At 30.1% G+C, this 25,161-nt stretch carries 20 protein-coding genes, 6 tRNA genes, 3 rRNA genes and 1 pseudogene; 12 read left to right on the top strand and 18 right to left on the bottom strand.

The genetic code is table 11. The features are described 5' to 3' along the window. Window positions 1–18: 18 nt before the first annotated feature. Window positions 19–1,953, top strand: a complete 1,935-nt coding sequence (locus ASUIS_RS10425; protein WP_118887068.1) for a glycoside hydrolase family 17 protein — start codon at window positions 19–21, stop codon at window positions 1,951–1,953. A gap of 78 nt (window positions 1,954–2,031) precedes the next feature. On the opposite strand, the gene ASUIS_RS10430 is transcribed toward ASUIS_RS10425, so the two are convergent. Continuing rightward, window positions 2,032–2,685: a hypothetical protein gene (locus ASUIS_RS10430; RefSeq protein WP_118887069.1), complete on the bottom strand. Its 654-nt coding sequence runs from the start codon at window positions 2,683–2,685 to the stop codon at window positions 2,032–2,034. Between the two features lie 119 nt (window positions 2,686–2,804). Here ASUIS_RS10430 and ccoG point away from each other — a divergent pair, with 119 nt between their 5' ends. Next, window positions 2,805–4,130 carry a cytochrome c oxidase accessory protein CcoG gene (ccoG, locus tag ASUIS_RS10435; RefSeq protein ID WP_118887070.1) on the top strand — a complete coding sequence of 442 codons (1,326 nt, stop codon included), beginning with the start codon at window positions 2,805–2,807 and terminating at the stop codon, window positions 4,128–4,130. Here the strand turns inward: ccoG and ASUIS_RS10440 are convergent. Then, window positions 4,127–5,443 carry a sensor histidine kinase gene (locus tag ASUIS_RS10440; protein WP_118887071.1) on the bottom strand — a complete coding sequence of 439 codons (1,317 nt, stop codon included), beginning with the start codon at window positions 5,441–5,443 and terminating at the stop codon, window positions 4,127–4,129. The two genes, ccoG and ASUIS_RS10440, sit on opposite strands and share 4 nt — an antisense overlap. Next, window positions 5,436–6,116 (bottom strand): response regulator transcription factor, encoded by a 681-nt coding sequence (locus ASUIS_RS10445; RefSeq protein WP_118887072.1) that lies wholly within the window; start codon window positions 6,114–6,116, stop codon window positions 5,436–5,438. Before ASUIS_RS10445 ends, ASUIS_RS10440 begins: the two co-directional genes overlap by 8 nt. Window positions 6,117–6,157: 41 nt before the next feature. Here ASUIS_RS10445 and ASUIS_RS10450 point away from each other — a divergent pair, with 41 nt between their 5' ends. The 3 genes from ASUIS_RS10450 to ASUIS_RS10460 are packed head-to-tail and all read left to right on the top strand — an operon-like array spanning window position 6,158 to window position 8,748. After that, the gene (locus ASUIS_RS10450; RefSeq protein ID WP_118887073.1) at window positions 6,158–6,655 is read left to right on the top strand and encodes a methylated-DNA--[protein]-cysteine S-methyltransferase; all 498 of its coding nucleotides are present in this window, start codon (window positions 6,158–6,160) and stop codon (window positions 6,653–6,655) included. Next, window positions 6,645–8,054, top strand: coding sequence for a phosphomannomutase/phosphoglucomutase (locus ASUIS_RS10455; RefSeq protein ID WP_118887074.1), 1,410 nt, complete (start codon window positions 6,645–6,647; stop codon window positions 8,052–8,054). The genes ASUIS_RS10450 and ASUIS_RS10455 overlap by 11 nt, the downstream gene beginning before the upstream one ends. Beyond that, window positions 8,029–8,748: a carbon-nitrogen hydrolase family protein gene (locus ASUIS_RS10460; protein WP_118887075.1), complete on the top strand. Its 720-nt coding sequence runs from the start codon at window positions 8,029–8,031 to the stop codon at window positions 8,746–8,748. The genes ASUIS_RS10455 and ASUIS_RS10460 overlap by 26 nt, the downstream gene beginning before the upstream one ends. Window positions 8,749–8,774: 26 nt before the next feature. Here ASUIS_RS10460 and ASUIS_RS10465 read toward each other — a convergent pair whose 3' ends face one another. Continuing rightward, entirely contained in the window at window positions 8,775–8,984 is a 210-nt protein-coding gene (locus tag ASUIS_RS10465; RefSeq protein ID WP_118887076.1) for a hypothetical protein, read from the bottom strand. A 163-nt stretch (window positions 8,985–9,147) separates the two neighbouring features. Here ASUIS_RS10465 and ASUIS_RS10470 point away from each other — a divergent pair, with 163 nt between their 5' ends. The 4 genes from ASUIS_RS10470 (at window position 9,148) to ASUIS_RS10485 (ending at window position 11,532) form a co-directional block, all read left to right on the top strand. Beyond that, the gene (locus ASUIS_RS10470; RefSeq protein ID WP_118887077.1) at window positions 9,148–9,645 is read left to right on the top strand and encodes a transglycosylase SLT domain-containing protein; all 498 of its coding nucleotides are present in this window, start codon (window positions 9,148–9,150) and stop codon (window positions 9,643–9,645) included. Between the two features lie 273 nt (window positions 9,646–9,918). After that, window positions 9,919–10,254 carry a DUF2325 domain-containing protein gene (locus tag ASUIS_RS10475; protein ID WP_118887078.1) on the top strand — a complete coding sequence of 112 codons (336 nt, stop codon included), beginning with the start codon at window positions 9,919–9,921 and terminating at the stop codon, window positions 10,252–10,254. Further along, entirely contained in the window at window positions 10,248–11,009 is a 762-nt protein-coding gene (locus tag ASUIS_RS10480) for a hypothetical protein (protein ID WP_118887079.1), read from the top strand. Before ASUIS_RS10475 ends, ASUIS_RS10480 begins: the two co-directional genes overlap by 7 nt. A 25-nt stretch (window positions 11,010–11,034) precedes the next feature. Beyond that, complete coding sequence (locus tag ASUIS_RS10485; protein ID WP_118887080.1) at window positions 11,035–11,532, top strand: flavodoxin; 498 nt, start codon at window positions 11,035–11,037, stop codon at window positions 11,530–11,532. Window positions 11,533–11,565: 33 nt separating this feature from the next. Here the strand turns inward: ASUIS_RS10485 and ASUIS_RS10490 are convergent, their stop codons facing one another. Continuing rightward, complete coding sequence (locus tag ASUIS_RS10490) at window positions 11,566–12,015, bottom strand: Fur family transcriptional regulator (RefSeq protein WP_118887081.1); 450 nt, start codon at window positions 12,013–12,015, stop codon at window positions 11,566–11,568. Window positions 12,016–12,160: 145 nt separating this feature from the next. Between ASUIS_RS10490 and ASUIS_RS10495 the strand changes: the two genes are divergently transcribed. Further along, complete coding sequence (locus ASUIS_RS10495) at window positions 12,161–12,385, top strand: FeoA family protein (protein ID WP_118887082.1); 225 nt, start codon at window positions 12,161–12,163, stop codon at window positions 12,383–12,385. A gap of 49 nt (window positions 12,386–12,434) precedes the next feature. Continuing rightward, window positions 12,435–14,485: pseudogene (feoB, locus tag ASUIS_RS10500) on the top strand (ferrous iron transport protein B). 64 nt (window positions 14,486–14,549) lie between these two features. Here feoB and ASUIS_RS10505 read toward each other — a convergent pair. The 6 genes from ASUIS_RS10505 to ASUIS_RS10530 form a co-directional block, all read right to left on the bottom strand. Continuing rightward, window positions 14,550–14,625, bottom strand: a tRNA-Thr gene (locus tag ASUIS_RS10505). Between the two features lie 185 nt (window positions 14,626–14,810). Next, window positions 14,811–14,926 (bottom strand): 5S ribosomal RNA (gene rrf / locus ASUIS_RS10510). A gap of 165 nt (window positions 14,927–15,091) precedes the next feature. Then, window positions 15,092–18,004, bottom strand: a 23S ribosomal RNA gene (locus tag ASUIS_RS10515). Between the two features lie 328 nt (window positions 18,005–18,332). Then, a tRNA-Ala gene (locus ASUIS_RS10520) sits at window positions 18,333–18,408 on the bottom strand. 28 nt (window positions 18,409–18,436) lie between these two features. After that, a tRNA-Ile gene (locus ASUIS_RS10525) sits at window positions 18,437–18,513 on the bottom strand. 95 nt (window positions 18,514–18,608) lie between these two features. Then, window positions 18,609–20,126, bottom strand: a 16S ribosomal RNA gene (locus tag ASUIS_RS10530). The 16S, 23S and 5S rRNA genes sit together here with 3 tRNA genes alongside, the layout of an rRNA operon. 534 nt (window positions 20,127–20,660) lie before the next feature. On the opposite strand from ASUIS_RS10530, the gene ASUIS_RS10535 reads away from it, so the two are divergent. After that, window positions 20,661–22,928 (top strand): glutamine--tRNA ligase/YqeY domain fusion protein, encoded by a 2,268-nt coding sequence (locus tag ASUIS_RS10535; protein WP_118887083.1) that lies wholly within the window; start codon window positions 20,661–20,663, stop codon window positions 22,926–22,928. A gap of 70 nt (window positions 22,929–22,998) precedes the next feature. On the opposite strand, the gene ASUIS_RS10540 is transcribed toward ASUIS_RS10535, so the two are convergent. From ASUIS_RS10540 to ASUIS_RS10565, 7 genes are all read right to left on the bottom strand, one after another. After that, entirely contained in the window at window positions 22,999–23,208 is a 210-nt protein-coding gene (locus ASUIS_RS10540; RefSeq protein ID WP_118887084.1) for a hypothetical protein, read from the bottom strand. Next, on the bottom strand, window positions 23,201–23,476 hold the full coding sequence (locus ASUIS_RS10545; RefSeq protein WP_118887085.1) for a hypothetical protein: 276 nt from the start codon (window positions 23,474–23,476) through the stop codon (window positions 23,201–23,203). The genes ASUIS_RS10540 and ASUIS_RS10545 overlap by 8 nt, the downstream gene beginning before the upstream one ends. A 22-nt stretch (window positions 23,477–23,498) precedes the next feature. Further along, window positions 23,499–23,660 carry a hypothetical protein gene (locus ASUIS_RS13740; RefSeq protein WP_153801680.1) on the bottom strand — a complete coding sequence of 54 codons (162 nt, stop codon included), beginning with the start codon at window positions 23,658–23,660 and terminating at the stop codon, window positions 23,499–23,501. Between the two features lie 216 nt (window positions 23,661–23,876). After that, window positions 23,877–23,951, bottom strand: a tRNA-Asn gene (locus tag ASUIS_RS10550). Window positions 23,952–23,982: 31 nt separating this feature from the next. Continuing rightward, window positions 23,983–24,057 (bottom strand) — tRNA-Asn (locus tag ASUIS_RS10555). 32 nt (window positions 24,058–24,089) lie between these two features. Continuing rightward, window positions 24,090–24,164, bottom strand: a tRNA-Asn gene (locus ASUIS_RS10560). 66 nt (window positions 24,165–24,230) lie between these two features. Then, a complete protein-coding gene (locus ASUIS_RS10565; protein WP_118887086.1) occupies window positions 24,231–25,154 on the bottom strand; it encodes a radical SAM protein in 924 nt (307 codons plus the stop codon). Between the last annotated feature and the right edge of the window lie 7 nt (window positions 25,155–25,161).

A 25,161-nucleotide genomic window follows, 5' to 3' on the forward strand; every position in this document is an offset into this window, starting at 1 on the left:
TTAGGAAATAACGAAAACATGAAGAAAATATCATTAACACTAGCAAGTCTAGCAGCAGTTGTACTTTTTTGGTACATTTTAGGAACAGGTTTTGTTTTAAAAGATGGGGCAAACTCTTTTTCAAAACTTCAATGTGTATCATATGCTCCCTTTGGAAAAGATGATTCGCCTTTTATGATGGATAAAGGTTTAGTAATTTCTGAAGACTTAGTAAGAAAAGATTTACAATTACTTTCAAAATATACTGATTGTATTAGAACTTATTCAACTGTTGGTTTAGAAATGATTCCTAAAATTGCTAGGGAAAACAATCTAAAAATGCTTATGGGTGCATGGGTAAATGGCGATGAAAAACCAACAAGATTAGAAATCGATACTTTAATCAAACTTGCAAAAGAGAATAAAGATATTGTAAGAGCTGTTATTGTTGGAAATGAAGCTTTATTAAGAGGTGATTTATCCGATGTAAAACTTTATGAATATATAAAAGAAGTAAAAGCAGCACTTCCTGATACTCAAGTTACTTATGCTGATGTTTGGGAATATTGGCTTAAATATCCAAAAATTAAAGAAATTACAGATTTCGTAACTATTCATATATTACCTTATTGGGAAGATGATACTATGAATATAGAAAAAGCAATTGCACATCTTGCTGAGAAAAGAGCAGAAGTTGAAAATGAATTAAAAACTTCAAATATTTTAATTGGTGAAACAGGTTGGCCTTCTGAGGGAAGAATGAGAGAAGATGCACTTCCAAGTAAAACAAATCAAGCTATTTTTGTTAGGGATTTTGTAAAATTAGCTCAAGACAACAATTGGAACTACAATATTATTGAGGCTTTCGATCAACCTTGGAAAAGAGTTAGTGAAGGTGCTGTTGGTGGATTTTGGGGATTATTTGATAAAGATAGAGCAGATAAAAATGTTTTTAAAGGAGATGTTTCTGATTTTCCAAACTATAAATATTTAGGTTTTGGTTCTTTATTACTTATTTTTGTTTTTTCATTTTTATTAAAAAACTCAACTATTTCTACAAATAAATTAGTTTTATTTAGTTTTATAAATACAATTTTTGCAGTTTTATATATGCTTCAAATGGAACAATTTAACATTACAGTAAGATCAAGTGGAGAAGTTGTTTGGGCAACATTGGTTTTATTAACTCATCTTGCTATTTATTATTTAGTACTTTTAAATATTGCAAAAGAATCTAAACCTAAAATTGTGGGTATTAGAGAAATTTTAACAAACAAAGTATTTAATGTTGATACTTTACCAATGATATTATTTTATTCTTCATTTATTTTTGTATTAATTTCAACAATAATTCTTGCATTTGAAGGAAGATATAGAAATTTTGAAATATATGTTTTTGCTATTTCTGCTATCTCTTTTGTTTTACTTTACGGTGGAAGATTTGCAAATATGGAATTTAAAGCATTTGAAAAATTATCATTTATAGTTCTTTTAATAACTTCTATAATTTCGTTTTATAATGAAGGTTCTTTAAATATTTTCTCTAATATTTGGATTATTATTGCTTTAATTTTTACTTATATTTTATTTCAAGGAAGTAAAAATAGCTCATATAGTGAATTAAAAACTATTACTAAATATATTGCTATATTCTTCATTTTCTCTATTTCATTAAGATATGGAATTATTGCAGATAAAGATATTATTGCTCAATGTCATTTAAATGATGATACTTTACTTTGTGGATTTAAAAACCAAGTAGGATATTTAGGATATATTGGAGTATTTGGAATTATTGCAATTTGTATTGCTATTCTTGCTTTATTTATAAATAATAAAAAGTTTGTATTAGTTTCACTATTTGCTTCTGTTTTCTCTATTATGATGTTTAATACTTATGTAGGTTCTATTGCATTCATTTTAACTATCATTGTGTTATGTAAAGAAAAAAACCTAAAAGTTTTAAACTCTTAGGTTATAAGTTGTACTAAATTTATATTTTAAAATATAGATTTAGTACAAAAATCTAAAATCTACTTTAACTATTTTTTCTTAGTTATCCTGTTCCGGAGCTATTTCACCTTCTGGACCAATATTTAACATATCATCAACTGCTTTCACAGGAAAAGGTGGTAGTTTAAATTTATCATCTTTTATATCCACATTAAAAACAGCCAATTTAGCCTCTTGAATTTGAACAACACCCAAAGATTTACTTATAAATTTTAATGGAACAGTATTATAAATCCAAATTTTATCTTCACCTAATTGCCAAATATCACACTTATATCCAAGAACTGATTCTGAACCAATTTTTTTAGCTCCCATTGAAATTAAAGTATCACTATTTTTTAAATTTAAAAATGGATTTTCTTCATCAAAAACCATTTCTTGTTGATAAGTAACTTTATCATTAAAATCAACATTATAGATTTTATTTCCAACTATTTTTGTAATATTATGTTCTTCTTCTTCATCACCATTTGCTGATTGAACTATTTTCTCTTCTGATAATTCAAGTTCACCAAAATTTTTAAAGTATAATTTACTTGTTCCACTTAATGAAGCTTTATTTCCCATTACTTCACCAGAACCTGCAATTTCATACTCAACAATTGCTGATTTCACATCATATCTATTTGTTTGTGCGAATAAACTAGCCATTCCTAAAAACAAAAATCCAAAGATATATTTTGATTTTCCCACGTTTTAATCCTTCTTTAAATTGAGCGAATTATACAGCTTATCTAATTAATCTTTCAAAATAAATACCACCAAATGAACACCTTTTTTACATATTATTAAAAAAACAAAAGGAGTTTTATATGTCTTATTCTAAAAAAAGATATTTTGTATATACTTTATTAACATTATTTATAATGTTAATTCCATTTATAACAATAAATGATAACCATGTATTGTTATTATCTTTTGATAAATTACAATTCCATTTTTTGGGTAGTGTTTATAGTGTTAGTGAACTTTATGTTATGCCATTTTTGCTTATGTTTTTATTCATAGGAATTTTTGCTATGACTTCAATGTTCGGAAGAATTTGGTGTGGTTGGAGCTGTCCTCAAACTATATTTAGAGTTATTTATAGGGATTTAATTGAAGGAACTATTCTTGATTTAAGAAAAATAAACAACAAACAAAAAGATATTGATTATAATAAAAAATCTAATCAAATCAAAAAATATGTTGCACTTATTTTGTGGTTTATTATTACTTTAGTTATATCTTCTAATTTTATGCTTTATTTTATTCCACCTGAAGATTTTTTTGTTTATATTCAAAATCCAGCAGACCATAGTTTTATGATTATATTTATTTTAACTGTTGCTCTATTTTTAGTATATGACATAGTTTTTATGAAAGAAAATTTCTGTGTTTATATCTGTCCATATTCTAGAATTCAATCTGTTTTATATGATGATGATACAAAACAAGTGAGTTATGATTACAACAGAGGTGGGAAAGTTTATGAGAACAATGTTAAATCAATATTTAAAGTAAAACAATGGAGTAATAACGAAGAGTGTACAACTTGTGAAGCTTGTGTAAAAGTTTGCCCTACACATATAGATATTAGAAAAGGATTACAAGTTGAGTGTATAAACTGCCTTGAATGTAGTGATGCTTGCTCAACTGTAATGGGAAAACTAAATAAAGAATCTTTAATAAATTGGGGAAGTACAAATACAGTTATCAATAAAAAGAATGTATCAATTTTTACTAAAAAGAATTTAACTTATTTTGTATCTTTATTTTTATGTATATTTTTAGCTTTCTATTTTTCACTTGAAAAAGAAGATTTTTTAGTAAATGCAAATAAAACTACAGAACTTTATAGTAAAAAAGAAAATGGAATTATTTCAAATAACTATATTTTGACTATTCATAATACTCAAGATAAAGATTATACTTTTGATATTAGATTACTTGAAAACAAAGATTTCAAAATAAAAAGATTTGATAGTTTTGAGTTAAAAGCTGGTGAAAAAACTAAAAAAATTCTTATATTAGAAACTACAGAAGATTTTGAAAAACTAGAGAAAAAACCTTCTAAAATTTCAATTGAAATTTTTACAAAAGAAAATGAAAAAGTAAAAGTTACAAGACAAATCGCATTTTTTTATCCAAAAAATTAAAGAGCCTTTTCAATAAAGAGGGAAAATAAAACTCCCTCTTTTTTATTTTCTACCAAAATTTTTCCAGCAAAACTCTCTTCAATTATCATTTTAGATAAATAAAGCCCTATTCCTGTACCCTCTTCTTTTGTAGAAAAATATGGTTCAAAAATCTTTTTTATGTTTTTTAGTTTTATTCCACCACCATTATCCAAAATACAAATATTAACCTCAGCACTACTTGAAAAAATATTGATTTTTATTTTAGGATTTTTTATATTTTTTAATACATCAATTGAGTTTGAAATAATCGCAATTAATACTTGTGAAAGTTCACTTTTTACACCAAATATTTTAATATCCTCAAAGGTTTCAAAGCTTATTTCTAACTCTATATTATGGGTTTTTAAATCTGCGCTTAAAATTGTAATTGAATTATTTATGGCATCTTTTACCATAAAAATCTCTTTTTCCTTTGATTTTGTATAAAACTCTTTAAAATCATCTATTGTTTTTGATAAAAATAAAACTTGCGAATTTAGCTGTTCTACTTTTTTATCAAAATAAATTTCATCTAAGTTTTTATTTTCAAATTTCTTTTTTAGATTCATTAATATATATGAAATATTATTTAAAGGTTGTCTAAATTGGTGAGTTATATTTGCTATCATTTCCCCTGATTTTACAAACTTTGATTGTTGTATTATCATTTTTTCAAAACTCTCATTTTTATTTTTTAAATCATTATATTTATAAGCTATTGAAGTTGTAAAAAGCATAGCTTCCAGTGCAAAAACAACTAAAACTAAATCAAAATATCCCCTTTGATTGTAAAAATCTTTAAAATTAAAAACAAAAAGTAAAATACAAAATATCGACCAACCAATAACATAAATAAGAGTTGGTTTAAAACCTTGTTTTAGATTAAAAATAATAGAGATAAATAAAATTGCATAAATAATTGTATAAGGCAAATATTCAAATAAAATATAATGATAAAAGGCTGTTAAAATAACCACATTTAATAACAAAGTATTAATTATCAACTCTTTATAATTTGTGATTTTTGGGAAAAATTTACCCTCATAATAATTTATAGCAAACAGTACAGCACTTAAACTGGCAATCACCAAAGCAATTTCTTGAATAAAAGAGCTAATCTCAAAAAGTTTACTATATGAAAGTATATAAATCAAAGAAAAAATCTGCATAAAACAATAACTTATATAAAATATCTCTTTTGAATATACATATCTAATAAAGGTATATACTATTGTCATAATCAATATTCCAAAAGTAATACCATAAAAAAGAATTAAATTTATTTCAGACATCTATTTTATAACCACTATTTGTAAGATTTAAAATCAAATCTTTTGGAATTTTAGATTTTAGATTTTTAACCAAAGTTTTTAAAGCATCCTTTGTCATAACAGAATCGCTCCAAACATAGTTTTCAATCTCTTCATAACTCACATATCTGTTTTTATTTTTTATTAATAACTCTAAAAAAATCAACTCTTTTGTTCTCAGTTTTATAATCTCATCATCTATGACTAAATTTTTATTAAAACTATCAAAATATGAATTAATATCAAGTTTTACGATATTTGTAACATCTTCTTGCAAAGAATTTACACATAAAAACAAAGCCTCTTCAAACTCTTTTTCCTTTACAGGTTTTACAAGATATTTAACAAGTCCTAGTTCAATCGCTTTTAATAAATAATCCTTATCACAAAAAGCTGTGATTATTATGATTTGAGTTTTTTTATCTTTTTGTCTTATTCTTTTTACAAACTCCAAACCATTTAATTTAGGCATTTGAATATCTGTGATTATAATATCTGGTTGATGTTTTTCATATAATTGTAAAGCAATAATGGCATCACTTGCAGCATAAATTTGCTCAAAGAAATTTTGCAAATACTCAACACCGTTTTCCCTTGCTATTTCATCATCTTCAACATACAAAATTTTTATATTTTTATTGATATTTTTTAACATTCAAGATTATATCTTATATATGATTATGATAAAATTCCACAATGAGAGAATACAAAACACAAATAAAAGAGATAATAACTACTACGACATTTTCAACACCATTGGGTGAAATGTTTGCTGCTGCTTCAAAAAAAGGTATTGTAATGCTTACTTTTTTTACGCATTTTCATATCGAAGCAAAAATAGAAATTTTAAAAAATACCTTAAATGCAGATGTAATACCAGCAAATGGAGAAATTTTTGAAGTTTTAAAAATACAATTAGAAGAATATTTTGACAAAAAAAGAACAACTTTTGAAATTCCTTTACAATTAGTTGGTTCACCTTTTCAAGTTAAATGTTGGAAAGAGTTATTAAATATTCCCTACGGAAAAACTATATCTTATAAAGAACATATTGCAAATGCAAATGCTCAAAATATGATAGCCATACTTGTACCTTGTCATAGAGTAATTTCAAGTGATGGAAAACCACTTAATTATAATGGTGGAGTTGAAAAAAAAGAGTTCCTATTAAAGTTAGAACAAAATGATAAATAAAACTATTTTTAGACAATATGACATCAGAGGTGTTGTAAATGAGGATTTAACACAAGAAAACTCTAAACTTATTGGATATTTTTTAGGTTTAACAATAAAAGAAAAAATCAAAACTATTCCATATATAATTGTAGGTTACGATATAAGAACTCACTCAAATATGTTATTTGAAGCTTTAATCTCAGGACTTAATTTATCTGGCTGTAAAGTTCTAAATATTGGACTTGTTGCAACTGGGGTGAACTATTTTGCATCTTTCCAAGAATTTTTAGTAAATAATGAAACTATAAAACCAAATGCTTCAGTTATGATAACGGGAAGCCACAATGCAAAAAAATATAATGGTTTTAAAATCACAATAAATAATGAACCATTTTTTGGAGATGAATTATTAGCCTTATATGAAAGAATTTTAAAAAATCAAAATATAGAGATTCCACTAAACTTAGATTTTATAGAAATTGATACAAAAAAATTATATGTAGATTATATGGTAAATCAATTTTCACACTTAAAAGATTTTAAAATACCATTTGCAGTTGATTGTGGAAATGGTGTAGCAAATACAGTTTTATGTGAAATATTAGATAAATTAAATCTAAATTACCAAGGAATACACCTAACTCCTGATGGAGAATTCCCAAATCATCATCCAGACCCAACAAATGAAAAAAATCTTGAAGATTTAAAAACTCTATTAAAAGATGATTGTAATTTGGGTTTTGCTTATGATGGTGATGCTGATAGAATTGCTGTATTAACTCAAAAGTATAATATTAAAGGTGATATGTTAGCCCTACTTTTTTCAAAAACTATGAAAAATCCAGTGATTATTGGAGAAGTTACCTATTCACAAAATATCTTTGATGAGTTAAATCATGATACAAAAACTATTATGGATAAAACTGGTTATTCAAATTTAAGACTAAAACTAAAAGAGTTAAATGCTGATTTAGCAGCAGAAGTTTCAGGACATATCTTTTTTAATGACAGATATTATGGTTTTGATGATGCTATTTATGCAACTTTTAGAGTTTTAGAGCTTTTATACAAAGGAATAGATTTAGATTTTGAGTTAGATAAACTTCCAAAAGTTTATACAAGTTCAAATATAGAATTAGAAGTTGAGGAAAAAAACAAGTTTTTAATCATAAAAAAAATAGAAGAAAAACTAAATCAAATCCAAAGAGGATTTCCAATAATCAAAGATATTTTAAAAATCGATGGTCTTAGAATAAATTTTGAATATGGTTGGGCATTAATTCGAGCTTCAAATACAAATGCAGTTATTATGACAAAATATGAAGCCACAAGTTATGCAACAGCAATGAGTTATAAAAAAGCAGTAGAAAATATTATAAATGAGGTAATAAATGAAATTAATAGCATTACAAATTAAAACAACATCAAATTTTCAAGAAAATCTAACTCACTTAAAGAATTTAATAAATTTATGTGAAGTAAAGTCTCTTATCTTAGCACCAGAACTAGCTCTGAGCGGATTTTCTTATGATAGAATGGAAGAAGCTGCACAACTTAGTCTAAAAGCCATAGAAGAGATAACAGAGTTAAGTAAAGATAAAACAATAGCTTTAACATTTATTACAAAAAAAGAAAACAGATTTTTTAATACTTTATATATATTTCATCACCAACAAATCATTCACACTCAATCAAAAGTAAAACTTTTCCCACTTGGAAATGAACTTGAATATTTTAGCGCTGGAAAGGAAGAAGATATAAAAATCATAGAAGTAAATGGTTTAAAAATAGCTACTTTAATATGTTTTGAACTAAGATTCCCTCAACTTTGGGAAAAAGTAAAAGGTGCTGATATTATTTTAAATCCAGCAATGTGGGGATTAAAAAGAAAAGACCACTATGAATCAATCTCAAAAGCTCTTGCACTTGTAAGTCAATGTTTCGTAATTGCCTGTAATAGTGCAGATGAAAACATGGCAAAAGGAAGTGCAATAATAAATCCATTTGGAATTGTAAAAAAAGATGATTCAAAAGAGATTATTGAAGATTTTTTTGATTTAAATGAGATAAAAAAAGTAAGAACTTATATAAATATTGGTTTAGATAGATAACTTTTTATAAATTAGAGATTTTTTCTCTAATCTACTTTTAGTGAATTTTTTATTTCTTCCAAACTCACTCCATTTTGTTTTGCTAATAATGCTAATTTTGTAATTCTTCTAATATGTGTTGGAATTACTTTATATGTTGTAAAAGTCGTTGCTTTTACACCTATTTCTTCTGCAAATTTTCCTTGAGAAGAAAATCCAATCTCTTTAATTATTTTTCTAAATTCTTTCTTTTCCAATGTCTTTTTTTCATGTTAAATTTTTTTGGAATTATAATGATTGATAGCTAAATAATATATTAATTTTTTATTAAAAACAAGCAAATTCTAGTAATATTTGACAAATAATCTCTTTTTGGCTAGAATCCCGAACTTAATTTAAGAAAAAACAAAGGAGAAGACTATGAGATTAAAAATTATTTTAATAACTCTAATACTAATATCTAATGTTTTTGCATCAGATTTTGACATTAATAACCTAACACCACAAGAGATAAAAACTCTAAAAGAAATAAAAGCACATGGTAAAGAAAACGGTTTAAGTTACTCTTTAATGGCAATAGCTATTAAAGAATCTGGATTGGGTAAATACCTAGTAAATGTAGATACAAAAGATTATGGTTTATATCAAGCTAATATAAAAACTGTTATTAGCAGAGAAAATGCACCTGACACATCATGGAATAGAAATGTTTTTGCAATGAAATTAATTTCTGATTTTCAGTTTGCAACAAAAAATGCAATAGATGAACTAACTTACTGGCAAAAAGTCCATAATAATAATTGGTCAAGAGTTTGGAGTAGTTACAATGGTGGTTGGAAATATAACAGCGATGCTGCAAAACAATACTCAAAAGACATAGCTTCAATTATACGAGAACTTAAAAAAGTTGAAGTATGATATATAATAACTAGGATTTTCCTAGTTAAATAATTCTCTCTTTTTTATTCAAATTCTTTTCTACAACGTACAAACATCATAAAAAAATTCAATTCATCTTTTTATTAAACTTGATAATCATTCTTAATATTAATTTTAAATTAAGATTACTTATGTATTATTTCAATAATGATTATCAATATAAAGGATTTAAAATGATTAATTGTTTTGAAATAAAAAATAAAAATGACTTAGTAAAACCAACTGGTTGCACTTGTTAATAAAGGATTTAAGATGAGCGTATTAATAATTGGTGGTGATCAAATTTCACAAATATCTTCTATGTTAGAAAGTTTGGGTGCAAAAACAATAAATCATTGGGATGCAAGAAAAAAATCTTCTGCTCCAAAGAAAAAAGTTCCTCAAGATACAGATTGTATTGTAATGATTACTTCATTTTTAAATCATAATACAATGCTTAAATACAAAAGTGAAGCAAAAAAGAAAAATATTCCATTTATCTGTACAAAAAGATCTATTTCTTGTGTATATGATGAATATGTAAAAATAATGGGTATAAAAGATTGTTCAAGCTGTTATGTAAATTGTGCTGGTGATTTAAAGTGTTAAGTAATAATTTCATAGGTTTTGATGAAACAAAAGAGTATTTACCAAAAGATTTTGATGAATTCAATTCTATATTTAGACTACGACAACTATTCTTGAGTTTAAGTAATAATATTTTTAAATGTACTTGTACTTTTACAAAATATGAACAAATTAAGTTTTCCAAATACACTTTAAAAGGTGCTTTTTCATATAAAATAGCAAATTTAATGCCTTTTAGTTTTATTAAAACAAATAAAATAATCAATCAAAGAAGTTTTAAAATATGTATTAATTCAACAAAAATTATTAATAATTATTTAAACCCTAATATAAAAAATCCAGTTTTTATTTCAAACAAAAATCTACTTCCAGTTGCAAAACTTATATCACATTGTTATATAAATAATAAAATGCAACTACTTATTGATAAACATTTGTTATTTCATGAATTTGTCTTGAAAAAGATAAAAAAACTTCATAATGATAAAACTGTTATAGATTTGGGCGATTCAATCTGTATAAAGTCAGAAGATTTTATTGGTTTAAAAATTTATACTTCATGGAAAGAAATAGAAGTTAAAAAACCAAATATCAAAGATGAATTAGAAGATGCAATCAAATCTATAAAAAAAGGTGAATATTTTCAGATATATTTAGCCTATCCAAAAAATAGTGAATTCACAAAACAAATTCCTGTTTTTGTAGATGAATTAAAAAATAAAGAGTATCAAATTAAAGCAATTCCGTACTCATTACGATCAATTATAAAAAAATAATATATTTATTAGGAGAAAAAGATAGATGTCAACAGCAATATTTTTTGCAAGTACTACAGGAAATTCAGATGAAGTGGCAAGTAAAATCTCATCTGCATTAGGTAAAATAGAAGTATTTAATTTAGCAAATACAAAAGTTGAGAGAATCAATGAATATGATAAAATAATTTTAGGTGGTTCAACATGGGGAGATGGTGAATTAAATGATGACTGGGAAGATGCTTGGGGAGATTTTTGTAAATTAAATTTATCAAAAAAAACTGTTGCACTTTTTGGTTTAGGAGATCAAGAAAGTTATAGTGATGAATTTTGTAGTGCTTTAGGTGAAATATACAAACAAGTTGTTAGTTTAGGAGCAACAGTTGTAGGATTTACTTCAACAAACGGTTATCATCATGATAGTTCAAAGGCACAAATTGATAATAAATTTGTTGGATTAGTTATTGATGAAGACAATCAAAGTGAATTAACAGATAAAAGAATTGAAGATTGGGTAAAAGATATAAAAGAAGATATTTTATAATATAAAAAGAATAAATTAAGATTTTATCTTAATTTATTCTTGACAAGTTTCACAAGTCCCATACAACTGCATAGAATGACTTACAATTTTAAATTTATTCTTTTTAGCAATTTTATCTTGTCTTTTTTCTATTTCATCATCCATAAATTCGATAATTTTTCCACAATTAGTACAAATTAAATGATCATGATGAGATTTTGAATTACTTTCATATTTTTTTCCATCCGTACCAAAAGTAATAGAAGTAATTAAATCTACTTCTTCTAAAAAACTAAGAGCTCTATAAACAGTAGCTATTCCGATATTTGAATTAGGATATCTCTTTTTAATTTCATTATATACTTCTTCTGCAGTTAAATGTTCTTTTGCATGTAACAAAATACTAAGAACTATTTCTCTTTGTTCTGTATACTTTAATCCCTTTTGTTTAACAATTTTTTTTAATTCATCAATAATTTCTTCGTTATTATTTTCGCTTAACATTAAAATACACCTTTAAAATTTTTATAGCAAATTAGTATATCTAAAGTTAACAAAAAATTACAAATATTGTTTCTTGATTAATATCAAATATAAGAAAGGATTATTACATTATAATAATAGTTGTTAATCTTACTAAGGCTCATTTATGACATTAAATCAATTAAAAATCAATGAAAGCGCAATGATAACAGCTATTAATTGTGATGAAATATTAAAAAACAGACTCTACTCTTTTGGAATCAGCAAAGGTATAAAGATAAGTATTGTTCAGTTTACACTGACAAAAAGCACAATTGAAATAAAAGTTGATCAATCTAAAATAGCTTTGAGATTAAATGAAGCTTCAAAAATAGAAGTTATACGTGGTTAATAATACTATTAAAATTGCCCTTGTTGGACAGCCAAATGTTGGTAAATCAATGCTTATTAACTCTATTTCAAATGCTCGATTAAAAGTTGGGAATTTTTCTGGAGTTACAGTTACAAAAGAACAAGTATTTTTAAATTATAAAAATTTTAATATTGAAATTATTGATTTACCTGGTGCTTATTCTTTAAATGAATATACAATTGAAGAAAAAGTTACAAAAGATTTTCTAAATAATGAAGAATATGACATTATATTAAATGTTCTTGATTCAACAAATCTCCAAAGAAACCTTCTTTTAACTGCTGAGCTTTTAACACTTGATAAAAAAATGATACTTGCATTAAATATGAGTGATGAAGCACAAAAAGAATCAATTCTTATTGATGAAATACAATTAAGTAAAATTCTTGGTAAACCTTGTATAAAAACAAGTGCTGCAAAAAAAATTGGACTAACAAAACTATTAGATGAAATAATCTTAAAATTCCAAACAGAAAAAGTAGGAAATAAACTATTTTTTTCAGATGTAATAGAAGAGGAAATAAAAAATATTTCTAAAGTTTTAGAAGAAAATAGCTATGAAAGCTATCAAATACATAGACAAATTGCTATAAATCTTTTAAAAGAGGATAAAAATACATATAAAAAATTCCACGATGAACCAATCTGGATAAAAATTCAACCAGTTTTAACTGAAGCTTTCGAACACTTATTTATTCATTTTAATACTAAAAATATAAAAGATATTTTTAATGAAGAAAAGTTTGCTTTTGCAAAAGGTGCCGTTACAGAAACTGTAAAAAAAAAAATATAACAAAAACAACTCTAACAGAAAAGTTTGATTCGATATTAATTCATAAATTCTTTGGATTACCAATTTTTTTATTTTTTATGTGGGGATTATTTCAATTAACTTTTGAAATTGGAAATATTCCTATGGAAATTATTGATTCATTTTTTGCAACTATAATTGATAAAACAAAAGAGATTTTAGGAGATAATGAGTTTTCATCAATTATTGCAGATGGAGCAATTTCAGGAGTTGGTTCAGTAGTTTTATTTTTACCAAATATTGTAATACTTTTTTTTGGAATAGCTTTACTTGAAACAACAGGTTATATGAGTAGAGTTGCATTTTTATTAGATGGTTTTTTCCATAAGTTTGGTTTACATGGAAAATCTTTTATTCCGCTTGTAACTGGTTTTGGATGTTCAGTTCCTGCATATATGGCTGCAAGAACATTAAAAAATGAAAGAGATAGACTTTTAACTTTATTTATCATTGGATTTATGTCTTGTGGTGCAAGATTACCAATATATGTACTATTTGTTGGAGCATTTTTTTCTGAACATAATGCAGGAAATATCTTATTCTTTATTTATATATGTGGCGCAATTTTTGGTTTAATTGCAGCTAAAATTCTAAAAATAATTGTATTTAAAAGTGAAGATGAACCTTTTGTTATGGAAATGCCAAAATATAGATTGCCTTCATTTAGACTAATTTATCATACCGTTTCAAATCAAGCAATAATGTATTTAAGAAAAGCAGGAACTTATATACTTGCTGCTTCATTATTAATTTGGTTTGCAAGTAATTATCCAAAACATTTAGATATTGAAAACTCATTTAGCAATAAAATAGAATTAGCAATAAATAACGATGAAAGAATTATCCTTGAAAATGAATTAGCACAATATAATCTAGAACACTCATACTTAGGATATGTTGGTAAATATTCTATGCCTTTATTTGAACCTTTAGGATTTGATTGGAAAATGACTATTGCCTTAGAAACGGGTTTAGCAGCAAAAGAGATTGTAGTTTCAACGTTATCAATTTTATATGGTCTTGGAAGTGAAAATGATGAATCATCTTCAAGTTTAATGGAAAAAATAAAAAATAATATCCCAATTGAATCTGCAATATCATTTATTGTTTTTGTAATGATTTATTTACCTTGTTTAGCAGCATCAATGGTTTTTGCGAAAGAAGCAGGAAACTGGAAATATTTAGCTTATTTATTTATCTTTACTACTGTTAGTGCATGGTTTTTATCTTTCATTGCTTACAATATATCTAAAATATTACTTACTTAAAAGCCTGAAGAAATAATCCATTAATAAATAAAGATAGAGCATCAAATTAAAGAAGTAAAAAGGGTGGTGCTCACAATCGGAATCGAACCGATAACCTCTTCCTTACCATGGAATTGCTCTACCGTTGGAGCTATGCAAGCAGAATAAAAAGAAACATATATAAATAAAAGTATAAAAAACAATAAGATCAATTATAGCAAGATTAATAGGATAAAAAGCAAGCTAAAAACAAGCCCCAGAAAAAAGCGGAGCTAAAAAAAAAGCTTCTTCCTAAAAGAACTTGGAAAGTTCAGATAGGAAAAAGCTTAGTGTGTAAAAACTCAAGAGCTGGCAGCGGCCTACGTTTCCACCAGGGGACCCGGCAGTATTATCGGCGATGAAGTGCTTGACTTCCAGGTTCGGAATGGGACTGGGTATTTCCACTTCTCTATAGCCACCAGCAAAGTTGAGTGTAAAAAGTAAGAATAGGTACTCTTTACACTCAACTCAAACTAGAGTTAAGAAAAAATAATGTTAAAGTCTTTTGTTCTTTCTAAAAAAAAACACAATGTGTCTTAAAAATATATATAGTATATATTTAATAAGATAGTAAACCAAAGAATTGTTTTAAATAAGCCAAACGTTCTATTAGTACTGGTCAGCTAAACGACTTACATCGCTTACACATCCAGCCTATCAACCAGCTAGTCTTGCTGGGAACTTCAGGGAAAGTTAATCTTAGAGTTGGCTTCGAGCTTAGATGCTTTCAGCTCTTATCACATCCGTACGTAGCTACCCAACGATGCTCTTGGCAGAACAATTGGTACACCAGTGGTACGTTCATCCCGGTCCTCTCGTACTAGGGACAAATCTCTTCAACTTTCCTACGCCCACGGAAGATAGGGACCGAACTGTCTCACGACGTTCTGAACCCAGCTCGCGTACCGCTTTAAATGGCGAACAGCCATACCCTTGGGACCTACTTCAGCCCCAGGATGCGATGAGCCGACATCGAGGTGCCAAACCTCCCCGTCGATGTGAGCTCTTGGGGGAGATCAGCCTGTTATCCCCGGCGTACCTTTTATCCTTTGAGCGATGGCCCTTCCACACAGAACCACCGGATCACTATGACCGACTTTCGTCTCTGTTCGACTTGTATGTCTCACAGTCAAGCTAGTTTATGCCATTATACTCAACTGGCGATTTCCATCCGCCATGAACTAACCTTTGTAAGCCTCCGTTACTTTTTAGGAGGCGACCGCCCCAGTCAAACTACCCACCAGACATTGTCCTGATACAAGATAATTGTACGCAGTTAGTAACTCAAATATTCAAGGGTGGTATCTCAAGGATGGCTCCGACTCTACTTGCGTCTAGTCATCATAGCCTCCCACCTATCCTGCACATGAATATCCAAGCTACAGTGTCAAGCTGTAGTAAAGGTGCACGGGGTCTTTCCGTCTTTCCGCGGGTAGGAGGAATTTTCACCTCCACTACAATTTCACTGGATCCCTGGTTGAGACAGCTCCCATCTCGTTACGCCATTCATGCAGGTCGGTATTTAACCGACAAGGAATTTCGCTACCTTAGGACCGTTATAGTTACGGCCGCCGTTTACTCGGGCTTCAATCAAATGCTTCGCTTGCGCTGACATCATCAGTTAACCTTCGAGCACCGGGCAGGCGTCACACCTTATACATCCACTTACGTGTTAGCAAAGTGCTGTGTTTTTGGTAAACAGTCGGGAGGGACTCTTTGTTGCAACCTCTCTAGCTTTTTGGAGCAAGTCCATATACCAAAGTAGGCACACCTTATACCGAAGATACGGTGCTAGTTTGCAGAGTTCCTTAACCAGGGTTCTTCCACGCGCCTTAGAATACTCATCCCACCCACCTGTGTCGGTTTACGGTACGGGCAACATACAATATACTTAGTGGCTTTTCTTGGCACGACAGTATCATCGATTCTCCATCTCCTCCGAAGAGTGTCAAGAGCCTGTAAGATCTCGGTCTTATGATACCCGGATTTGCCTAAGTATCAACCTACGTCCTTCGACCCACTATTCCATCAGTGAGCTCGATTAACTCTATGCGTCCCCACATCGCGCTTGTATGTTGGTATTGAAATATTAATCAATTTGCCATCGTCTACCCCTTTCGGACTCGACTTAGGACCCGACTAACCCTACGATGACGAGCATCGCGTAGGAAACCTTGGGTTTTCGGCGTTGAGGATTCTCACCTCAATTATCGCTACTCATGCCTGCATGCTCACTTCTATCCGCTCCAACGCTCCTTGCCGGTACATCTTCAACGCTGAATAGAACGCTCTCCTACCACTCGAATAAATTCGAATCTAAAGCTTCGGTGCACATCTTAGCCCCGTTATATTTTCCGCGCAGAATCACTAGACCAGTGAGCTGTTACGCTTTCTTTAAAGGATGGCTGCTTCTAAGCCAACCTCCTGGTTGTCACAGTAACTCCACATCGTTTTCCACTTAGATGTGACTTAGGGACCTTAGCTGTTAGTCTGGGTTGTTCCCCTCTCGACGGTGGATTTTATCACCCATCGCCTGACTCCTGTGATTCCACATATAGTATTCATAGTTTGATAGGGTTTGGTACCGCGGTAAGCAGCCCTAGCCCATTCAGTGCTCTACCCCTATATGCTACAACACAAGGCTATACCTAAATATATTTCGGAGAGAACCAGCTATCACGAAGTTTGATTGGCCTTTCACCCCTATCCACAAGTCATCCGGAGACTTTTCAACGCCTATCGGTTCGGTCCTCCACTGGCTCTTACACCAGCTTCAACCTGCTCATGGATAGATCACTTCGTTTCGGGTCTGCAGCATCTGACTAATTCGCCCTATTAAGACTCGCTTTCGCTACGGCTTCGTACTTGACTTAACCTTGCCAGACACCACAACTCGCAGGCTCATTATGCAAAAGGCAGTCCATCACCCTGATAAATCATAGGGCTCTGAATGATTGTAAGCTAATGGTTTCAGGTTCTATTTCACTCTCCTCGCTGGAGTACTTTTCACCTTTCCCTCACGGTACTTGTTCACTATCGATCTGTAAGTAGTATTTAGGATTGGAGGGTGGTCCCCCCAGTTTCAGTCAAAATATCACGTGTTCCGACCTACTCAGGATACCATTAGAGCTATTGAAAATTTAAATTACAGGAGTTTCACCTTCTATGCTACACTTTTCCAAGTATTTCATCTATCTTCTTTAGTCTCACGTTATGGTCCTACAACCCCCAATGCAAGCATTGGGTTTGTCCTAATCCGCTTTCGCTCGCCGCTACTGACGGAATCTCGTTTGATTTCTCTTCCTCTGGCTACTGAGATGTTTCACTTCACCAGGTTAGCTCCCCGTAGGGTAATATAGCTCTCACTATACTGGGTTGCCCCATTCAGAAATCCCCGGATCAAAGCTCTTTGGCAGCTCCCCGAGGCTTATCGCAGCCTAATACGTCTTTCATCGCCTCTTACAGTCTAGGCATCCACCATTAGCCCTTAATAGCTTATTAATAAACAGAATTAAATTCTGTCGCATTTTTGATAATATTCTTTGGCTACTATCTTATTAAACATATTATTTAAAATATATCAATAAAATAAGTTGTGTTCTATCTATTTCTAGATAATTAAAATTTTTGTTTTTAATTATTAGTTCTACTTTGAATAAATTCTCATAGTTCTTTTAATTAAACGAAAAAATTAAAGACTTTAACATTATATTTTTAAATATCATTTTGATTCGAAAATCAAATATAAATTCAAACTCTATTTGAACTTATATTTAACTTTTTTTCAAGTTTCTTAATTTTAATTATAAACTTCTAAACTATTTAAAGGTGGTGGAGAATAGCGGGATCGAACCGCTGACCTCCTGCGTGCAAAGCAGGCGCTCTCCCAGCTGAGCTAATTCCCCACACTGATTAATCTTTAAGATTATTTAATGGTGGGCCTATCAGGACTTGAACCTGAGACCTCACGATTATCAGTCGAGCGCTCTAGCCAGCTGAGCTATAGGCCCTTAAACCTATTTTAAATAATCTTTATAAACCGAATATAAAATCTCATATATTTTTTAGTTTTAAGTTAAGAAACAAATCTTAACTTAATTCTCTGAAAGGAGGTGATCCAACCGCAGGTTCTCCTACGGTTACCTTGTTACGACTTCACCCCAGTCGCTGAATCCACTGTGGAAGGTAGCTATTTTAGCATCCCCGCTTCGAATGAGTTCAACTCCCATGGTGTGACGGGCGGTGAGTACAAGACCCGGGAACGTATTCACCGTAGCATAGCTGATCTACGATTACTAGCGATTCCAACTTCATGTAGTCGAGTTGCAGACTACAATCCGAACTGGGAGATATTTTTGAGATTTGCTCCACATCACTGTATTGCGGCTCTTTGTATACCCCATTGTAGCACGTGTGTAGCCCTGGACGTAAGGGCCATGATGACTTGACGTCGTCCTCACCTTCCTCCTACTTGCGTAGGCAGTCTCATTAGAGTTCTCAGCCGAACTGTTAGCAACTAATGACGAGGGTTGCGCTCGTTGCGGGACTTAACCCAACATCTCACGACACGAGCTGACGACAGCCGTGCAGCACCTGTATATAAGTTTCTGCAAGCAGACACCAATCTATCTCTAGAAAGTTCTTACTATGTCAAGTCCAGGTAAGGTTCTTCGTGTATCGTCGAATTAAACCACATGCTCCACCGCTTGTGCGGGTCCCCGTCTATTCCTTTGAGTTTTAATCTTGCGACCGTACTCCCCAGGCGGCACACTTAATGTGTTAACTGCATTACTGCAAGGTCTAGCCTCACAACAACTAGTGTGCATCGTTTAGGGCGTGGACTACCAGGGTATCTAATCCTGTTTGCTCCCCACGCTTTCGCGTCTCAGCGTCAATAATGTTCCAGTAGATCGCCTTCGCAATCGGTATTCCTTCTGATCTCTACGGATTTTACCCCTACACCAGAAATTCCATCTACCTCTCCCACATTCTAGATATACAGTTTCAAAAGCAGTTCAATAGTTAAGCTATTGGATTTCACTTCTGACTTATATATCCGCCTACACGCTCTTTACGCCCAGTGATTCCGAGTAACGCTTGCACCCTCCGTATTACCGCGGCTGCTGGCACGGAGTTAGCCGGTGCTTATTCATATGGTACCGTCATTATCTTCCCATATAAAAGGAGTTTACGCACCGAAATGTGTCATCCTCCACGCGGCGTTGCTGCATCAGACTTTCGTCCATTGTGCAATATTCCCCACTGCTGCCTCCCGTAGGAGTCTGGACCGTGTCTCAGTTCCAGTGTGACTGATCATCCTCTCAAACCAGTTAGGCGTCATAGCCTTGGTGAGCCATTACCTCACCAACAAGCTGATACCATACAGACCCATCCTCAAGCACTAAAGCGTTTCCCTTGCATACTTATGTATTAAAGGCATATAGGGCATTAGCAGTCGTTTCCAACTGTTATTCCTTTCTTGAGGGCAGGTTATCTATATATTACTCACCCGTGCGCCACTTAGCTGACAATTATAGCAAGCTATAATCCGTTCTCGTTCGACTTGCATGTGTTAAGCACGCCGCCAGCGTTCACTCTGAGCCAGGATCAAACTCTCCATAAATTGAAGTTTTTGAACTTGACTTTTTCTGTATTATTTTACTAACACAAAATTATCACTCATTGTTATAGACAAGATTTCTATGTTTTACCATTTCTCTCTTGTTATATGTATATATTTTATATTAACATTTATTCTTATTTTACATCTGTAATAAACAACAGATTATATTACAAGAATTCTATATTCGGTTTATAAAGATTACTTCACAAACGTTTATAATTATTTTTAAAGATCATCCTAGCTTCGATTACAACGTCTCTCATCATTCTCTCGTTTGATGCGTTCCAGTCAAATTGGACGGGAATTATAATAGATTCTTTTGGCTTTGTCAATACCTTGCAGCTTAAATTTGGCTTAAATTTTTGGATTCCTCTTACTTACTAGTTTTCTCTTGCCTTTCTTTATCATTTACCTTTTTCTTTTAAACTTTTTGTATACTTATTTAGCTATATCTTAAAGAATTTTTAAACTTAAAGCACTTATTTGATAAAATACAACCCTAATAATAGTTTCACAATCAAAGGTTTAATAATAATGAGTGAGCACAAAGATTTTTTACGTACAATAGTTGACGAGGACTTAAAGTCTGGTAAATATAAAAAAATAATTACAAGATTTCCTCCAGAACCAAATGGTTTCCCACATATAGGACATGCAAAATCTATCTGCATAAATTTTGGTATTGCACGTGATTATAATGGCTATTGTAACCTTAGAATGGATGACACTAATCCAACTACTGAAGACACAAAATATGTTGAAGCCCTAAAAGATGCTGTTAAATGGCTTGGTTTTGACTGGAATGATAATGTATATTTTACATCTGATTATTTTCCTAAAATATATGATTATGCCGTTGAACTTGTTAAAATAGGTAAAGCATATGTTGATAGTCTAAATGAAGAAGAGATCAGAGAATACAGAGGAACTGTTAATGAAGCTGGTCGTAGAAGTATTTATGCTAAGCGTTCTATTGAAGAAAACTTGGACTTACTTGAGCGAATGAAAAATGGTGAGTTCAAAGAGGGAGAACATATTTTAAGAGCTAAAATAGATATGAGTGCAGCGAATATGAAAATGAGAGATCCTCTTTTATATAGAATTAGACATGCTCATCATTTTAGAACACAAGATGAATGGTGTATTTATCCTATGTATGACTTTGCACATTGTTTATCTGATTATATCGAAGGAGTTTCTCACTCTATTTGTACATTAGAATTTGAAAACAATCGTGATATTTATGATTGGCTATTGGATACACTTAATCTTGTTCCTCCAAGACCTTATCAACATGAATTTGCACGTTTAGGTATAAACTATACTGTTATGAGTAAAAGAAAACTTTTAGAGCTTGTAAATGGTAACTATGTAAACGGTTGGGATGACCCTAGACTTCCAACAATTGCTGGATATAAAAGAAGAGGTTATACACCTGAATCAATTCTTAATTTCTGTGACCAAATTGGAATTGCAAAAGCAAACTCGATGGTTGATGTTTCTCAACTTGAATTTTGTATAAGAGATGATTTAAATACAAAAGTTCCAAGAGTTATGTGTGTGCTTGACCCACTTAAAGTAACTATTGAAAATTATGAGGGAAGTGAAGAGATTGAAGCTTCATACTATCCACATGATGTGCCTAAAGAGGGTTCAAGAAAAATACCTTTTTCAAAAGTAATTTATATTGAGCGTGAAGATTTTATGGAAAATCCTCCAAAAGACTACAACCGTCTTTCACCAGAACAATCTGTTCGTCTAAGACATGCATATATTATAACTTGTAAAGAGGTGATAAAAGATGAAAATGGAAATATCATTGAAATAAAAGCAGAATATAACCCTACTTCAAAAAGTGGTTCAGATACAAGTGGGATAAAAGTTAAAAGTGCAATTCAATGGGTTGATGCAGCACAAGCAAAAAAAATTGAAGTAAGACTTTATGATAGATTATACTCTTGCGAAGCTCCGGATGGACTAGAAGATTTAAACCCTGATTCATTACACATTATTAAAAATGCACTTGTTGAGGCAGCTGTTATCACAGATAGAGCAGATGTTAGATTCCAATTTGAAAGACAAGGGTATTTTTATGCCGACCCAATTGATTATACAGATGAAAAACCAGTATTTAATAAAATTGTAGGATTAAAAGACTCTTGGGCTAAAAAAACAAAAGTAATTGAAAATATAGATAATATTGAATCAACGCCTAAACAAGAAACTAAAAATTTACAAATTATTGGTGAAGTTACACCTATGAGTGGAAATCAAAAAGCATTATTTGATAAGTATACAAATGAACTTAATCTAAATAGTGAAGTAGCAAATATTCTTGCACGTGATGAAAAACTTTCATCATTTTATGAAGAAGCATTATCAAAACTTAATAGCCCTGTTCCAATTGCAAATATTGTAGCAAATGAAGTGGCAAAAGAGATAAAAGAAAAACAAGCAAATGAGTTAAAATTCACAGCATCTCAAATAGCTGAACTTATTAAGATGGTAGATGATGAAATCATTTCAAATAAAATCGCAAAACAAATATTTGAAGAGATGAGTCAAACAGGAGTAAATCCTTCAAAAATAGTTGAAGATAAAGGTTTAGTTCAAATAAGTGACCCAAGCATTATTTTACCTATCATAGATGAAATCATTTCAAGAAACCCTGACAACGTAGAAAAATTCAAAGCAGGTAATACAAAACTGTTAGGATTCTTTGTAGGACAAGTTTTAAAGGCTACTGGTGGAAAAGCTAATCCACAAGTTGTTAATGAGCTTGTGGCTGAGAAATTGAAATAACACATTAATATCAAAGACTATTTAATAATAGTCTTTGTTCGATTCAATAAAGAGACTAATCCCGTTTTTATTATTTTATTTCTCTTCCCACTTTTAGATATTCTTCTAAAAATTTTGAGTATTCTTTTTCAAATTTATCTACACCTTTAATCTCTTTATTAAATGCAAATAATATTGAATACACACATTGAGATATACTTAACATTAATGTCATTATAACTCTAAATCCATGTTGAATCATTGCTTCTGCACTAAATGTGTTATCCTTTTTATTAATCATTCCAATGCACAATAGTTCGATGAATAATATCTGGCGAAGTTCTATAAATAGTTATATGAGCTCGTTGTAAAAATCTTGATACAGTATCTCCATATTTTTTATTAATCATCTCTATACGTTTTTCTATATTTATACTTTTATCCTTTTCTTTTTTTCTCCAATCTTTTAGGTCACCTTTCATTTTAAAAGAATTATTTTTACTAAAACCAACAGAATGGTTTTCTCCATCAAAAGTAATAAAAATATCATCCTTGAAATAGCATAACAATCTCTTATTTTATTAATTTTACTTAAAATAGTGTTCCTAGTGAGTCAGAAATACTTAATAAAAGTAAAAATAATTCTTTACTATGTTTTGTATCTGATTTTAATATAAAATCACAAGCTTTTTTATATACATCAATTTTTTTATCTAATATTTCTGCTAATTTATGTACTTTTTCTATATCCATTAAACACCTATTTTTAGTTCAATAGGTATCATATCTTTAATAAAATTAAGTAGATATAATCAATTTAGTAAATAATATTTTGAAAGAGTTTAAGGGAAATTAATTTTTTAGTATAGAAGTTACCATCAGGTAATGAGTACATTAAAAAATTGTTTTAACACTGAGATTTTTTAAAAGTATGTTTAGAAATTTGATTTATTTTTGATAAAAAAGAAGTGGCTCCGGCACCAGGATTCGAACCTGGGACCAAATGATTAACAGTCATCTACTCTACCGCTGAGCTATGCCGGAACTTGTAAGTTTGTTTTTTGAAATTTATAAATGGCTCCGGCACCAGGATTCGAACCTGGGACCAAATGATTAACAGTCATCTACTCTACCGCTGAGCTATGCCGGAATCTATAAATTTAAACATTAAAAAAGAAGTTATGGCTCCGGCACCAGGATTCGAACCTGGGACCAAATGATTAACAGTCATCTACTCTACCGCTGAGCTATGCCGGATTTTGACTTCATCTTTAATGGGTTGGAATTATAGTAAAAAAATACTTAATTGTCAAGTCAGAAAAACTATTTCAATAAATTTTTATAAAATTCAACTCCACTGCTATTTACGATAGTAATTATATTACTTTTAATTAAATCATCTAAAGTCATTTTTGATTGATTATCAAACATATTTACTATATCTTCAGCAGTTAATGGTCTTCTTTTTAACATTTTAATTATTTCACCTTCTGAATATGTTTGCATAGATTTTGGTCTATTTTTGTAAACAATATTTACATTAATATTTTTAAACTCACTAGCAACATTTTCCAAAAATTCATAAGTTACAGGTTTCACCTCATAAGCTGGTGGTCTGTCTATTGTTCCTATATCTACTCGTTTAGGGTTAATCTGAGTTATGGCATGATTTAGCAATGCTATCTCATCTATTTTGTCATTTAAATCTTTTACAAATAAAATTTCTAATACCAAATCATTTTTTGTTTGTTTTGAAAAATTTATCATGGCAGGAACTATTTTTTGTGTTTCAACACTACTATTTACCCTATCAAGTTTTTTAAAACATTTTTCACTTATACAATCAAGAGATAACTTTACAATATCGATTTTTAAAAGTGCATCGTAAATCTCTTTTTTATAAATAGTACTTCCATTTGATAAAATCAGAGTTTTTGTGTTTGTCTTGATTTTATTTATTTCATTAATCAATTCATCTAATTTTGGATATAAAGTAGGTTCACCATTCGCTGTTAGTGTTATAACATCTATTTTGGGATGTATTCCAAAACTATTCTTAATCTCTTTAATTATATCTTCAACACTTGGATATTCATCCATTTTATCAACTGTTTTAGCACCTTCTAATTCACAATATAAACAATCAAAATTACACTGTTTTTTTGCTGGTGATAAATCAATACCTAAAGATATTCCAAATCTTCTTGAAGGGATTGGTCCAAAAATAATAGAGTTTGAATATGACATGATTTTT

Source organism: Arcobacter suis CECT 7833 (assembly GCF_003544815.1).
Classification (GTDB): Bacteria; Campylobacterota; Campylobacteria; order Campylobacterales; family Arcobacteraceae; genus Aliarcobacter; species Aliarcobacter suis.